This window comes from Blautia fusiformis (genome assembly GCF_020686995.1).
Classification (GTDB): domain Bacteria; phylum Bacillota; class Clostridia; order Lachnospirales; family Lachnospiraceae; genus Blautia_A; species Blautia_A fusiformis.
This window is the reverse complement of record NZ_JAJEPT010000022.1, coordinates 34530-49330: the sequence shown is the minus strand read 5'-3', so window position 1 is coordinate 49330 and position 14801 is coordinate 34530. Positions and strand designations below refer to the sequence as shown.

Annotated in this window: 12 protein-coding genes; all 12 read right to left on the bottom strand. The window is 46.2% G+C overall.

From position 1 onward, the window contains the following. Window positions 1-718 precede the first annotated feature (718 nt). The 12 genes from LKD46_RS15215 to LKD46_RS15160 all read right to left on the bottom strand — a co-directional run bounded on the left by LKD46_RS15215 (window position 719) and on the right by LKD46_RS15160 (window position 14769). Window positions 719-1507, bottom strand: a complete 789-nt coding sequence (locus LKD46_RS15215; protein WP_110104006.1) for a DUF975 family protein — start codon at window positions 1505-1507, stop codon at window positions 719-721. A 100-nt stretch (window positions 1508-1607) separates the two neighbouring features. Further along, window positions 1608-2816: an aspartate kinase gene (locus LKD46_RS15210; protein WP_021652698.1), complete on the bottom strand. Its 1209-nt coding sequence runs from the start codon at window positions 2814-2816 to the stop codon at window positions 1608-1610. A gap of 21 nt (window positions 2817-2837) precedes the next feature. After that, window positions 2838-4049: a homoserine dehydrogenase gene (locus LKD46_RS15205; RefSeq protein WP_021652697.1), complete on the bottom strand. Its 1212-nt coding sequence runs from the start codon at window positions 4047-4049 to the stop codon at window positions 2838-2840. A 4-nt stretch (window positions 4050-4053) separates the two neighbouring features. Continuing rightward, window positions 4054-4506, bottom strand: coding sequence for an ACT domain-containing protein (locus tag LKD46_RS15200; RefSeq protein WP_059086691.1), 453 nt, complete (start codon window positions 4504-4506; stop codon window positions 4054-4056). 171 nt (window positions 4507-4677) lie between these two features. Beyond that, window positions 4678-5797 (bottom strand): peptide chain release factor 2 gene (gene prfB, locus LKD46_RS15195; RefSeq protein WP_110104007.1). Its coding sequence is split into 2 segments (ribosomal slippage): window positions 4678-5721 and window positions 5723-5797, totalling 1119 coding nucleotides; the frame shifts between segments, so codons are not numbered across the junction. A gap of 73 nt (window positions 5798-5870) precedes the next feature. After that, on the bottom strand, window positions 5871-6704 hold the full coding sequence (locus tag LKD46_RS15190) for a carbon-nitrogen hydrolase family protein (protein ID WP_227574321.1): 834 nt from the start codon (window positions 6702-6704) through the stop codon (window positions 5871-5873). A 255-nt stretch (window positions 6705-6959) separates the two neighbouring features. Beyond that, a complete protein-coding gene (gene secA, locus LKD46_RS15185) occupies window positions 6960-9539 on the bottom strand; it encodes a preprotein translocase subunit SecA (RefSeq protein ID WP_021652694.1) in 2580 nt (859 codons plus the stop codon). 232 nt (window positions 9540-9771) lie between these two features. Further along, a complete protein-coding gene (locus LKD46_RS15180; protein WP_227574320.1) occupies window positions 9772-11571 on the bottom strand; it encodes a fibronectin type III domain-containing protein in 1800 nt (599 codons plus the stop codon). 70 nt (window positions 11572-11641) lie between these two features. Further along, window positions 11642-12511 carry a hypothetical protein gene (locus tag LKD46_RS15175; protein ID WP_118752830.1) on the bottom strand — a complete coding sequence of 290 codons (870 nt, stop codon included), beginning with the start codon at window positions 12509-12511 and terminating at the stop codon, window positions 11642-11644. A gap of 173 nt (window positions 12512-12684) precedes the next feature. Continuing rightward, window positions 12685-13212, bottom strand: a complete 528-nt coding sequence (gene hpf / locus LKD46_RS15170) for a ribosome hibernation-promoting factor, HPF/YfiA family (protein WP_015526242.1) — start codon at window positions 13210-13212, stop codon at window positions 12685-12687. Between the two features lie 247 nt (window positions 13213-13459). Further along, window positions 13460-14230 carry a phosphoribosylformimino-5-aminoimidazole carboxamide ribotide isomerase gene (gene hisA, locus LKD46_RS15165; RefSeq protein ID WP_118752831.1) on the bottom strand — a complete coding sequence of 257 codons (771 nt, stop codon included), beginning with the start codon at window positions 14228-14230 and terminating at the stop codon, window positions 13460-13462. Window positions 14231-14310: 80 nt separating this feature from the next. After that, entirely contained in the window at window positions 14311-14769 is a 459-nt protein-coding gene (locus tag LKD46_RS15160) for a hypothetical protein (RefSeq protein WP_118752832.1), read from the bottom strand. Between the last annotated feature and the right edge of the window lie 32 nt (window positions 14770-14801).

Genomic DNA, 14801 nt, shown 5'->3' with positions numbered 1-14801 from the left:
CCGATCTGGAAGCACTCATAGTTGCGAAGGCCGTCTCCCCTTCTCGCGCTCTTCCCCTCCTGGCCACGCCACTGTGATGCGTTGTGGAATGTGTAAGTGTATCGGCTCAGTCCTGTATTCTGCTGTATCGGCAGTGACAGACTGAGCCGATTATTGATTCGGCCATGTATTCTGCTGCACTGGCAGTAGCAGGCTGAGCCGATTATTGCTTCGGCACTGTTTATTGCTTCGGCGCTGATTATTACTTCTACACTATTTGTTGCTTCTGGCTGAATGGGAAAGTGGACTGCGTAGCGGGCTTGTTCTCTGGATTGTGGTGTATCGCTGTTATTCAGGAACAGGCTTCGCCAATATATTTACGTCAGCATAAATCGGCTCAACCTTCCACAGCCAACGTAGTAGAATCCATCGCCCCTCCAATATCTTCACATATTCCTACAACCTACAATAGCTGCGTGCCCGGAAAGGGGGAGCTCGAGGGGGAAAAGCGGGCTTCGCAACTTTGAGTGCTTTCCCCCTCATACCTGCCCATGCCAAAATGGTCCCCCTGAAAGGGAAAGTACCTGTGTTTCAAGCATCCCCCCGGAAAGGGCATCACCTGCGTTTCAAGCATCCCCCCGGAAAGGGCATCACCTGCGTTTCAAGCATCCCCCCGGAAAGGGCATCACCTGCGTTTCATGCATCCTCCCGGAAAGGGAAAACATCCTCCGGAAGGCGATCAGGCTTCGGTTTCATCGTGGAACTGCGGGATCGGAGTTACCGGAGGATAAGTATCCACCGGAGGTTCATCAAACTCTCCGGAAATATTCCGATAGAAAACCGCCATACAGGTTTCTATATAAGGCACCAGCCAGATCAGTGCCAGATACAATGTAAATATGGAAAAAATGATCCACGGAACAAAACTTAAGAGCATTTTCATATATTCCCAGTAATGTCCCTTCATAAGCTTTGCACTGGCTTTCAGTGCCTGCACTCCTTTTATGTCCGAATTATCGGACAGGATGTAATAGCTCATGGTGAACGGCATAGCTGCCAGCAGGTTCAGCGCGAACCCGAGAAGTGTGAGCAGCATGTAAGTTACTGCCCAGTTCATCTGCTCCTCCGTTGTATTTCCCATATTGCTTGTAAAAGAAAACCACGCCAGTGGAAGTGATGTCACCAGATTGATCAATGCCAGCACAAAGGATGCCACGATCACATGATCCGGCTGATGGCTGAAAAAGTACAGAAGGTCTCCGAAAGAGTAGGTTTCCCTTCTGGAAATATTCAGATAGATCCGGTAAAGTCCTGCGGAAAAAATACAGATCACCAGAGAAAGGACAAAGCTGAATACCTCTCCTCCAATGATCGCATACAGGGAATCTCCCGGAAAAAGTGCTGTGGAAATATAGCTTGAAACTGCGCTCATCGCCGCAACCGCAATACTTCCGATCACAGGGACCGTAAAATTACCGGCCAGAGTTTCCCCTGCCAGCTTCTTACAGCCCTTCAGATTTTTTCTCATAATTCTGTATCCCTTCGTTATAGAAGGCGGAGACTCATCCAAGCCTCCGCCCCGTCATTTTTTACTTCAGATATATCATATTCTCATATTTCACATCTGTTTAGTCTGCAAGATTAAACGCATCATGTACCGCATTCATGGCACGTACACCATCTTTCTCGTTAATGAGCACCGTCACACGGATCTCAGATGTTGCGATCATATTGATGTTCACACCCTCATTGTAAAGGCTCTCGAACATTTTTGCAGCAACACCCGGATTGCTCATCATACCTGCTCCTACAATAGAAAGCTTGGCAATGTTTTTCTCCGCATGAAGCTCAGAATAAGCGATGCGTGCCTGGTTAGCTTCCAGAACACCCATTGCATCGTCCAGATCATTTTTATCAACAGTAAAGGAAATGTCCTTGGTTCCGGCACGGCCGATAGACTGAAGGATCATATCCACATTGATATTTTTCTTAGCCAGGGTATCAAAAAGCTTAAATGCCACTCCTGGTGAATCTTTAAGTCCAATCACAGCAATACGTACTGCATCTGTATCCAGAGCAACACCGCTGATCAGCATTCTCTCCACTGTTACTTCCTCCTTTACCACAGTTCCTTCGCTGTTGTTGAGACTGGAACGTACCACCAGCGGCACGCCGTATTTCTTTGCCATCTCCACAGAACGGTTATGAAGCACTCCCGCACCCAGAGTTGCCAGATCCAGCATCTCATCGTAAGTGATCTCCTTGAGCTTGCGGGCATTCGGAACCTTACGCGGGTCAGCGGTATAAACACCGTCCACATCGGTATAGATCTCACAGGCATCTGCATGAAGCGCTGCCGCAAGAGCTACGGCTGTGGTATCAGAACCGCCACGTCCAAGTGTGGTATAGTCATTATATTTATCAATGCCCTGGAAGCCTGTGACCACAACGATCCTGCGGTTATCCAGCTCTCTGCGGATACGTGCCGCATCGATCTTTTTCAGGCGTGCGCTGCTATGTGCACTTGTTGTGTGCATAGCTACCTGAAAGGCGTTCAGAGAAACAGCCGGTACTCCCAGACTGTCCATAGCCATGGACATCAGTGCCACTGACATCTGCTCTCCGATGGTAAAAAGCATATCCATCTCACGTTTCGGAGGTTTGTCATTGATATCCTTTGCCATGGTGATCAGCTCATCGGTATACTTACCCATTGCAGAAAGCACGACCACCACGTCGTTTCCTTTTTTGTAATCTTCGATACATCTTCTGGCAACATTAAAGATACGCTCTTTGTTTGCCACAGAAGTACCGCCAAATTTTTTTACAATCAACATGTTCTTTTCTTCCCTTCGGCATCAATCCTTTACACGGATCATTGCCAGTACTTTTCCGGTGAGCTTGCTGATCTTCTCATAATATTCAGCCTGCTTCATCACCGGTGTGATAAATCCGAATTCGTCCGGAAGGTCATCCGGCTCGATGGTCTGTACATCACCAAAAGCTTTTTCCACTTCATCCATAGTAGTATCAGACACACGTACGAAGAAACGTCCCTCAACTTCATCCATATCCATAAGCTTCAGGGCATAGCTGCTCCAGTTTGTCATGATATTTCTGTGGAGATGCTTTGCTTCATCCACAACATCTGCAACTACTGCACTTGCAGTCGGAAGCTTACCTGCTCCGCTTCCGTAGAACATGGCATCTCCAAGAACATTTCCGTGCACAAATACTGCATTAAACACATCATTTACACTGTAAAGCGGGCTACTCTGGCCTACCAGGAACGGCGCTACCATTGCATAGAAAGAATCTCCGATCCTGCGGCTTGTGGCAAGAAGCTTGATAGTCATGCCAAGCTCTTTTGCATATTCCATATCTGCCGGTGTGATCTTTGTGATTCCTTCTGTATAAATATCCTCGTAATTCAGGAATTTTCCGTATGCAAGTGAAGAAAGGATGGCGATCTTACGGCATGCGTCAGCACCTCCTACGTCTGCAGTCGGATCTGCCTCTGCATAGCCCTTTGCCTGAGCTTCCTTCAGAACCGTATCAAAATCACAGTTCTCTGTGCTCATCTTGTAAAGCATGTAGTTGGTGGTTCCGTTAAGGATTCCTGTGATCTCATCGATCTCATCTGCTGTCAGTGAAGAATTCAGTGCGCGAATGATCGGGATACCGCCGCCGCAGCTTGCCTCAAAAAGGAAATTGATATTTTTTTCTTTTGCGATCTCCATGAGCTCGGAACCATGCTTGGCTACCAGAGCCTTATTGGATGTGCTTACGCTCTTTCCTGCCTGAAGCGCTCTTTTTACAAAGGTATAAGCCGGCTCGATCCCGCCCATAACCTCAACAACAATATCTACCTCCGGATCGTTTACGATCACTTCATAATCATGAACCAGAACTTTCTCAACCGGATCTCCCGGAAAATCTCTTAAATCAAGAACGTACTTGATGTTAATCTCATCTCCAGCTCTCTTGTTAATGCTCTCATGATTGGTGTTGATGACTTCAACAACTCCGCTTCCTACTGTACCGTAGCCTAATACTGCTATGTTTATCATATGCTTACTCCCTGCCTAAAATTTTCAAATAGTGTATACCGTCTCTCTGCTCAATATCCTCCACCATAGCCTCTGCGTCGCCTTCTCCCGGAAGGATGTCAACGCTCAGCGTCAGTGTTGCGACTCCGTTAATGGGAATACTCTGATGTATGGTCAGGATATTACCGTGAAAACGGGCAATCGTCTGCAGCACCATTGATAAAAGCCCCGGCTCATCGTCCATCTGAATGATAAAGGTGATGGTCTTTCCCTTGGTCTCCTCGTGGAAAGGAAAAATATCGTCCTTATATTTGTAAAAAGAACTTCGGCTAATCCCGGTCCTTTCAGCAGCTTCCTGAACAGTAGCCACCCGTTTGGATTCCAGCAATCTCTTGGCCTCAACCACCTTGAGAAGTACCTCCGGCACTGCCCGTTCTCTTACTACATAGTATTTTTTCTTTTCAACCTGTTTCTGCATAGCAACCTCTCTGACTGCTGTTCACATTGCGGCCAGCAGCCTCTTGTCCGTTTCATAAAGACAACTGTTTTTGTACAAGAGATATATTATCATAATAAAAGAAACTCCACAAGCGCTTTTTTGCCTGCGGAGTCCTTTTCTCTGTCTTTATGGGGTTCCGTGACAGTAATGTTATTCTTTCTTTTTCGCCAGCGCGATCCATTTCAGATATGCATTGATAAAAATGTCAATACCACCGTCCAGAACTGCGTCAACATTACCGGTTTCTTCATTGGTTCTATGGTCTTTTACCATGGTGTATGGCTGCAGGACATAGGAACGGATCTGGTTTCCCCAGCCGATATCTGTCACTTCGCCTCGAATGCCGGAAAGCTTCTCCTCGGCTTCCTGCTGTTTCAGCAGATACAGTTTAGCCTTCAGCATCTGCATAGCCTTGTCCTTGTTCATGTGCTGAGAACGTTCATTCTGGCACTGTACCACGATTCCTGTTGGAAAATGGGTGATACGGATCGCAGAGGATGTCTTGTTGATATGCTGTCCACCGGCACCACTGCTTCGGTAGGTATCGATACGGATATCGTCATCATTGATCTCAACATCCAGATCCTTCTTGATATCCGGCATAACATCGCAGGATACAAAAGAGGTCTGTCTCTTTCCTGCTGCATTAAACGGAGAAATACGTACAAGACGATGAACACCCTTCTCGGATTTCAGATAACCGTAGGCGTTCTCTCCGTTCACCTGGAAGGTTACGGATTTCACACCGGCCTCATCACCGTCAAGGTAATCCAGGACCTCCAGCGCAAAGCCTTTCTTCTCCGCCCATCTGCTGTACATACGATAAAGCATTCCGCACCAGTCGCAGGCCTCTGTTCCGCCGGCTCCTGCGTTCAGCTTGATGATGGCGTTCTCTCCGTCGTACTCTCCGGAAAGGAGTGTCTTCACACGGATGCTGTCAAAGCTTGCCTGGAACTCGTCCAGCATTTCCTGGATCTCAGGGACGATCTCAGGATCATTCTCCTCATATCCCATCTCGATCATGGTTTCCATATCTTCCATCTGTGTTTCCAGATTATGGTATGTCTCAATATCGTCCTTGAGACTCTTTAACTGTTTCATCTTCATCTGGGATGCTTCCGCATTATCCCAGAAATCAGGCGCCTCCATCTCGCGCTCTAATTCTTCGACCTTCTGCTCTTTGTTAGCGAGGTCAAAGTGAATCCCTCACTTCCACTAATGGCTCTGTGTATGTTGCAAGAATACTCTTGAACTGATCTAACTCAACCACAGCTTCACCTTCTTTCTATATATTGATACAGGATTTCCTGCCTGTCTTATACAATACCATATGGGCATGGAAATTACAACGAAAACGTGGTCAGGGCGTAAATATCCCCTCTTCTGTGCTTCAGAAGCGGCAGCTGCTCACGGACTTTTTTTACCTCGTCCAGATCCAGTTCCACTATCTCCACGTCCGGCTTTTCTTCCATTTCCATGAGGACTTTTCCCCAGGGGTCTGCGGCAATGGAGTGACCCCAGGAATGATACCCGGCGTTCAGGTCTCTGGCGGGGGCAGCTCCGATGGTGTATACCTGGTTATCCACGGCTCTCTGGCGGAACATCAGCTCCCAGTGAAGGGGCCCTGTTGTCATGTTAAAAGCAGCCGGCACGATGATTACCTGGGCGCCTTCGTCCACCATCAGCCTGGCAAGCTCCGGAAAACGGAAGTCGTAGCAGATGCAAAGGCCCATCTTACCAAATTCTGTATCAAAAACCGTCACCTGGTCTCCCGGTGTCAGGGTATCGGACTCTTTAAAATACTGACCGCCTTTTACATCAATGTCAAAAAGATGCATCTTCCGGTGCTTACCGATCTGATGACCATTTCTGTCAAAGACATAGGAAGTGTTATAAATATTGCCGGCTTCATCTCTCTCCGGCATACTTCCTGCTACGAGATAAATTCCGTATTCCGCTGCCAGCCTGGAGCATTTTTCCCAGGTATCTCCGCCCTCAATTTCGGCATATTCCGGAAAGTATTTATTTTCGTAGGGGCAGCAGAACATTTCGGGCAGGACTGCCAGATCGATCCCCTGAAGCTCCGGGCTGGCAAGAAGTTCTGCTGCCTGGGTGATATTGCGAAATTTATCAGTATATACATGTGTCTGAAGAATTGCAGTTTTTATAATTGCCATATTATCATGTCCCTTCTCTTACAGCGAAAATTAAGTATCTGCTCTATTGACGCAGGATGACTTTCTCATATGCAGGGCGGGAGAATGAAGCGTAGCGGTGGCTACGGCGATTGACGACAACGCAGCATATAAAAAATCAGACAAGTCTATATGACTATTATTTAATATTCGCTGTACTCTGTTCCTATGTAACAGAAATCCCAGAAAAAATAGCCCCACCACATCATCCGGGTGAGACTATTTTTATCTTCCTTCTCAGATCTTGGCAGCCTTACGTCCGCAGCACTGTTTGTATTTCTTGCCGCTTCCGCATGGGCACGGATCATTCGGGTATACTTTATCTTCTTTTCGCTGAACCGGTTTCTTCGGGCCTGCGCTGTCATCTTTGTTTGTGCCGGTTACCTTAGCAACCTGCTCACGCTCGATCTTCTGCTCCACATGAACATGATACAGCATACGTACAGTGTCTTCCTGAATGGAGCTGATCATGCTGTTAAACATCTCGAATGCGTTCATCTTGTACTCAACAACCGGATCTCTCTGGCCGTATGCCATCAGACCGATACCCTGACGGAGCATTTCCATATCATCGATGTGATCCATCCATTTGCTGTCGATGCATTTCAGAAGGACAACTCGCTCAAGCTCACGAAGCTGTTCCGGTTCCGGGAACTCAGCCTCCTTCGCTTCATAAAGCTTCACAGCCTCTTCCTTCACAATATGCTTGATCTCATCTTTCTTATGGCCTTTTACCTTCTCTGCGGTCAGCGGGTGAATCGGGATGATCGGAGTGATCGCAGTGTTGAACTCATTAAGATCCCACTCAGAAGAATCCATGTCATCGGAAAAGCACATGTCTGTCATGCTGTCTACGATATCTGTGATCATCTTGTAGATGGCATCACGCATATTCTCACCGTCAAGTACCTGACGACGCTCCTCGTAGATGATCTCTCTCTGCTCATTGTTAACCTGGTCATAGTCGAGAAGATTTTTACGGATTCCGAAGTTGTTGAACTCGATCTTCTCCTGCGCTTTCTCGATGGCATTGGAAAGCATCTTATGCTCAATCTGCTCATTCTCCTCAACACCAAGAGATGTGAACACTTTCATCAGTCTCTCGGAACCGAACAGACGCATCAGGTCATCCTCAAGGGAAATGTAGAAACGGGATTCACCCGGATCTCCCTGTCGTCCGGAACGTCCACGGAGCTGATTATCAATACGTCTTGACTCATGGCGCTCGGTACCGATGATCTTCAGACCGCCGGCCTCTCTTGCCACATCGTCAAGCTTGATATCGGTACCACGGCCTGCCATGTTGGTTGCGATGGTAACGGCATCTGCCTGTCCTGCCTGAGCTACGATCTCAGCCTCAAGTTCATGGAACTTGGCATTCAATACGTTATGCGGGATTCCCTCTCTCTTCAGCATTCTGCTGAGAAGTTCGGAAGTCTCGATAGTGATCGTACCAACCAGTACCGGCTGATGTTTTGCATGTGCTTCCTTAACAGCCTCTACAACTGCATTGAATTTCTCTTTCTTTGTCATGTAAACGGCATCATCAAGATCTTTACGCTGTACCACACGGTTGGTCGGAATCTCTACAACGTCCATGCCGTAGATATCACGGAACTCTTTCTCCTCAGTAAGGGCTGTACCGGTCATACCGCCTTTTTTATCATATTTATTGAAGAAGTTCTGGAAAGTGATGGTTGCAAGAGTCTTACTCTCTCTCTTAACCTTAACATGCTCTTTCGCCTCGATTGCCTGATGAAGACCATCCGAATAACGACGGCCCGGCATGATACGTCCGGTAAACTCATCAACGATCAGGATCTCGTCATCTTTTACAACATAATCCTGATCCTTATGCATCAGGTTATGTGCACGAAGGGCAAGGATAATGTTATGCTGGATCTCCAGATTCTCCGGATCTGCCAGGTTCTCAATATTAAAGAATTTCTCAACCTTCTTGATACCCTGTTCGGTAAGGTTGACGATCTTGTCTTTCTCATTTACAACGAAGTCACCGGTCTCGATAACTTCCTCACCCATGATGGCTGCCATCTTGGTCATCTCATGGCTGGCCTCACCACGCTCCAGCTGCTGTGCAAGGATATCACATACTTCATAAAGCTTGGTGGATTTGCCGCTCTGTCCGGAAATGATCAGAGGTGTACGTGCCTCATCGATCAGGACGGAGTCGATCTCATCGATGATACAGTAGTGAAGATCTCTCTGAACAAGCTGTTCTTTATAGATAACCATGTTATCACGAAGGTAATCGAATCCAAGTTCGTTGTTGGTAACGTATGTGATGTCACATCCATATGCCGCACGGCGTTCTTCCGGCTTCATGTCGTTAAGTACCACGCCTACAGTCAGGCCAAGGAACTCATGGACTTTACCCATCCACTCGGCATCTCGTTTAGCCAGGTAGTCGTTGACAGTTACGATGTGGACACCTTTTCCCTCAAGGGCATTCAGGTATGCAGGAAGTGTGGAAACAAGAGTTTTACCTTCACCTGTTTTCATCTCGGCGATACGGCCCTGGTGAAGGATGATACCACCGATGATCTGTACACGGTAATGCTCCATTCCAAGCACACGCTTGGCAGCCTCACGTACGGTGGCAAATGCCTCAGGAAGAAGATCATCCAGTGTTGCACCTTCTGCAAGACGTTTCTTATATTCTCTTGTTTTGTCTCGTAACTGCTCATCCGTAAGCTGCTGCATCTGAGACTGATAGCTTTCGGTTTTTTCAACCAGCGGCATGATACGTTTTACCTCACGCTGGCTGCGGGTTCCAAATACTTTTGAAAAAACATTCATGTTTCTGCTCCAATCATTTTATTCGAATAAGACTGCTGTCTCTGATCTGTCCAATTTTGGATCATTCCAGTTCTCTGTTGATATCCGTTATACTGGATCACATATGGTATATATTCTACCACTTTCCTGTTATAAAAACAATGAACAATTATTTAACAAATCATGTCAGGAACAACAGAAAATATCCCGCATAGGATCCTGTTTTCGAGGATCCCGCGGGATATTACAGATCTTATTTTCTTACTTTTACATTTTTCACACTGCTCCAGGCACCGTAATATGTCTTTCCGCTCACTTTTTTGTATGCACGGATACGAACATAATAAGTGCTTCCCTTTTTCAAACCGGAAAGTGTTCGGGTCAGTGCACTGGCGGACACTGTCCTGGACCCTCTCATGGACCTTGATGCCGCATACTGGATCTGATAGCCGGAAGCACCAGCTGCTTTTTTCCAGCGGACAGTCAGCTTCCCGGAAGCCTTGCTGGACGGTTTGTACTGCACCGGAGCTGTCAGACGGACGATCCGGCTGCCGTTTTTGTTATAAGCACTTAAAGCAGAACCCTTGTATGCGCGGACTATATAGGTATACATGGTTCCTGATTTTACTGATCCGTCTGTATAGACCAGCGTATTGCTTCCGCTTACGGTAGCGATATTGACCCACTTGCTGCTGTTTCCGGTCCTTCGATAAATCTTATAGCCGGAAGCATTTGCAGCTTTTTTCCATTTGAAGACGATGCCGGCAGGGCTGTTGGAAGTGCCGGATAATCCGGGCGTGGTAAGCTTTACCGTTGTAAGGGCCGCGGAACGGAACTGGTATACGGCTGACTGTACTTCATCAGTCTTTTTCCATTCAGATTTCTGATAAACATACTTCTGGAAAAAGATATACATGTTATAAGTTGCGGCTTTGTTTATTCCTTTGGCAGATCCGATCCGCCATGTAGTATTCTTCCTGTTATCGGTTGGATTTGGTGAAGTACTCCAGTAAACCGGCACCCACTTCACATCTCCGGGCCCGGGATTTGTATTCGTAGTTCCCGCACCGGTCACAGTAAAATTATAATATTTATTCGGAGTAAATTTCAGCGGAAAATCCAACCCTCTTACAAAACTATCTTTGACATCTGGTATAGAAGGTATATAGGTCGGTGTCGGCGTCACATCATATTTCGGGCGGGTTCCCCTGTAATTCAACTTTAATTTTTTCAGGTTGCTGGTTCTTCCGTCTGAACCCAATACCTTAAGATACAGATCAAATTCTTTCTCTGTATCCAGATTCTTAAGATATATCACAAAGCTTCTGTTTGCAGTAACCGCCACACGAGAGTTTCCCGTATCGACCCTCGGAACATCAGAAGTTCCGTCCTTTTTTCTCGCTACAGCTTTATAGTAGCAGGCTCCGTTTGCATCAACTTTAAGTGTCACATTTACAGAATTGCGGCTTACCCATTTTTCTCCGGTCCATTTTACGTTTATTTTTGGCACCGGTGTTGGTGTCACTGTCAGTTCAGGATCCGCTGTCGGTGTCACTGTCGGTTCCGGATCCGTTATCGGTGTCACTGTCGGTTCCGGACCCGCTGTCGGTGTCACTGTCAGCTCCGGATCTGACGATGACATAGCTTCTGCGTTTTCTTCTTCCATACTGTCTCCTGCTTCTTCAGGTATCAGTTCTGTCAATAATACTTCCGGATCATCCTCACTGGAGATCTCTTCTGAAACTCCTTCCTCAGCTCCGCCGAAAGCATCCTCGCTGTTCTCCGCATTTTCTGCGTTTTCCACATCTTCCATGGTTGCATCGGAAGAGTTATCCACCATTTCCTCAGAAATATCCTCACTGTCTTCTGCAGGCTGCTCAGTCTCTCCCATAGACTCTGTAGTTTCCTCTGCGGAAAACACTTCCTGGCTGTCCGCAGCATTTTCTGTGATTTCTGCATCACCGCTGCCAAACTCTGCAGCCATACCGGTTGCCGGAAGCACCGTCACACAAAGTGCAGCACTTAAAAAAAGTGCCAGAACTTTTTTCTTCATTTACCTTCCTCCTTTTCTCCGTGAGTTACATATTTGTTATGTCAAGGAGATATTCGCACTCCACACAGTATTATTTTTCAGAAAGTGGGGCTGACTGAAACTTGTACTGTACAGACTGTATCTTATCCGTAGACTGCCATTTGGAATCCTTGCAGGTATATTTGCGGAAGAAAACATACAGATTAAAAGTTCCCTCCTGGTCGATTCCTTCCTTGGAACCGATCTTCCAGGTGCTTCGGATCCGGTTGGAATTCGGATTCGCAGATGTGCTCCAGTAAACAGGCACCCACTTAATGTCTCCGTTTTCCGGATCCTCATTATCGGTACCGGCACCGATAACCTTAAAATCATAAAATGTATCCGGGTAGAATTCCAGAGGAGAATCCAGCCCCTCTACCGTACTGTCCTCTGCCTTTGGTTTGGATGCTTTATGTTTTTTCTCAGAATCTGTTTTTTTCGCCGGGCGGCTGTCCTGATCCAGCTCCATCCGCTTCAGATCACTTAATTTCCCATTCTCATCCTCAATCTGGATATACAGATCAACTGCCTGGTCTGTATCCAGGTCTGCAAGTGTGATCCCGAACTCTTCATCCTCACTGATCAAAACCTCATCATTCACGGTATTTCCGGTCTCGATCTGAGGCACCTGGGGATTTCCGTCTTCCCCCCGCTCTGCCCATTTATAATAGCAGACGCCGTTAACGGCTGACGTAAGCGTTATCTCTGCCTGGGAATAGCTGTCCCATTTAAATCCTGTCCATTGTATTTCTGACTTTTGTGAATCCTTTGTATTGTTTTCTCCGGAACTCAGTTCCAGGTCCTCCACAGTCTGTTCTTTTATGGTGTCACCACTGTTAAATTCCGCTGCCATACAGGTAGCCGGTATCATGGTCATACCAAGAGCTACACTTAAGATCACCACAGGAAGCTTCTTTTTCATTTTTCCTTCCTCCTTTCGCATATGTCTTCATTATATAATTCTCCCCTATTGCTTGCAACAGAAAAGAAGCCTGATTTTGCTGTGACATAAAAGGCTCCGGAAACCTGCCGATTTCTCACACAGATTCCCGGAGCCTTCCATTCAATATTCAGTTGTGATAATAAAATCCCCTATCAGAACTCTGGTTCGATCAGTCCGTAAGTATTTCCTTTACGTTTATAAACTACGTTAACCTGCTCTGTCTCAGCATTAAAGAATACAAAGAAATTATGTCCGAGAAGCTCCATCTGTACGCATGCATCTTCCGGATACATTGGTTTGATCCCGAATTTCTTGGTACGAATGATCTTAACTTCCTCATCCTCTTCATAATCCTTATCAAGGTATGCCTTCTGGAAGTTTGTGGATTCCTGCTGCTTGTCAACGATCTTGTTCTTGTATTTACGAAGCTGACGCTCAATTACCTCTTCAACCAGATCGATGGATACATACATATCATTGCTTACCTGCTCGGAACGGATAATGTTACCTTTCACAGGGATCGTTACCTCGATCTTCTGGCGATCCTTCTCAACGCTTAAGGTTACTGAAATCTCAGTTTCAGGAGTGAAATACCTTTCAAGTTTACCAAGCTTGTCCTCAACAGCTGTTTTAAGTCCTTCGGTTACTGCTATATTCTTTCCACTAATAATAAATTTCATGACTTCCATCCCCTTTGCTGTTTTATGTTGCTATTATAACATATTAAATTGAATTTTAACATCACTTTTCAAAAATTTCATAAATTTTTTCCAAATTTATTCGATATATTCCCTCAAAATGTTTTTTTTGTCGTGAATGCGCAACTATTAGAGTATTTCATCTAATTAATTCATTACAAATGTATATCTGCACACCAGTGCCAGAAGATTGATGGGACAAAAGCATCTGCTTCACTATTTGTATATACTATTTCATTTTAGCCAGAGCTTCAAAGGGTATACTTCCGCCAAAAATATCCAAAGCACTGCCAACAGTCACATCCAGTCTGCCCTGACCTGCTTTTCGAAGCTCTTCAATATCTGCCATAGAACCCACACCGCCTGCATAGGTCACCGGATGGGCTGTATATTGTCCCAGAAGCTTTGCAAGCTCTGTTTCCACACCTCGGGCCTTTCCTTCCACATCCACTGCATGGACCAGAAATTCGTCGCAGAAGCTTCCAAGCCTTTCCATCAGCTCCGGTGTCACGATCTCTTCTGTAAATTTCTGCCATCGGTCTGTGACAATATAATATTTGCCATCTTTTTTGCGGCAGCTCAGGTCAAGTACAAGATGTCCTTTCCCTGCAGCATCACGGATCTTCTCCAGATTTTCCCAGGAGATCACTCCGTTTTTAAACACATAGGAGGTTACGATCACGTGGCTGGCGCCAGCCTCCAGATATTCTGCCGCATTCTCCGGGCAGATGCCGCCTCCGATCTGAAGCCCTCCGGGATATTTTCCCAGAGCCTGAAGTGCCTGGGCTTTCGTCGCTTCATAGTTCGGGGAATCCTTTCCGTTCAGAAGGATCACATGACCGCCCTTTAATCCTGCCTTCTTATAAAGCTCTGCATAGAATGCCGCATCCTGCTCTGACACAAAATTTTCTGCCGCCTGATCCCCCTGATCCTTCAGGCTTCCTCCTACGATCTGTTTTACTTTTCCGTTATGTATATCAATGCATGGTCTGAATTTCATAATCCTGTCCTCCATTTTCTTTCCATGCACTGATAATAGCATCTGAAACAGTTTTATGCAATGCTGTGGTAAAATATCTGTTATCTTCCTTCTACCGCATTTCCCACTGCGTTTCCGATATCATCCACTGCATTACCTACACCGTCGCCAAGGTCCTTTACACTGTCACCCAGCTCACCGGATACAGTTCCGTCATTTTCGTTTCTGTCAGCATCCGCAGCTCCGGGTGCTGCTGTCCCGTTATTTCCATTTCCTGCAGGCGTCACGGTAATATTTCCATCGGACATCTCATTGTTATCCGTGCCGGAATCCTTAATGCTCTCTCCATTGTCCTTCACACCGTCATTGTCTGCTTTTTCTTCCATAGTTTCATCTTCTACGGCAGTATTTTCGTTTGTATCTTTTTCCTTATCCTTCGTGTTTTTATCTTTTTCATCCACTGTTTCATCCGCATTGTTTACCTCTGTGCCGCAGGCTGTAAATGTACACAGAGACAGGGTAAGCAAAGTACCAAAAAGAATCGCCTTCCATTTTTTCATATGATCTTCTCCTTTTTCTAAAAAATTCTGTA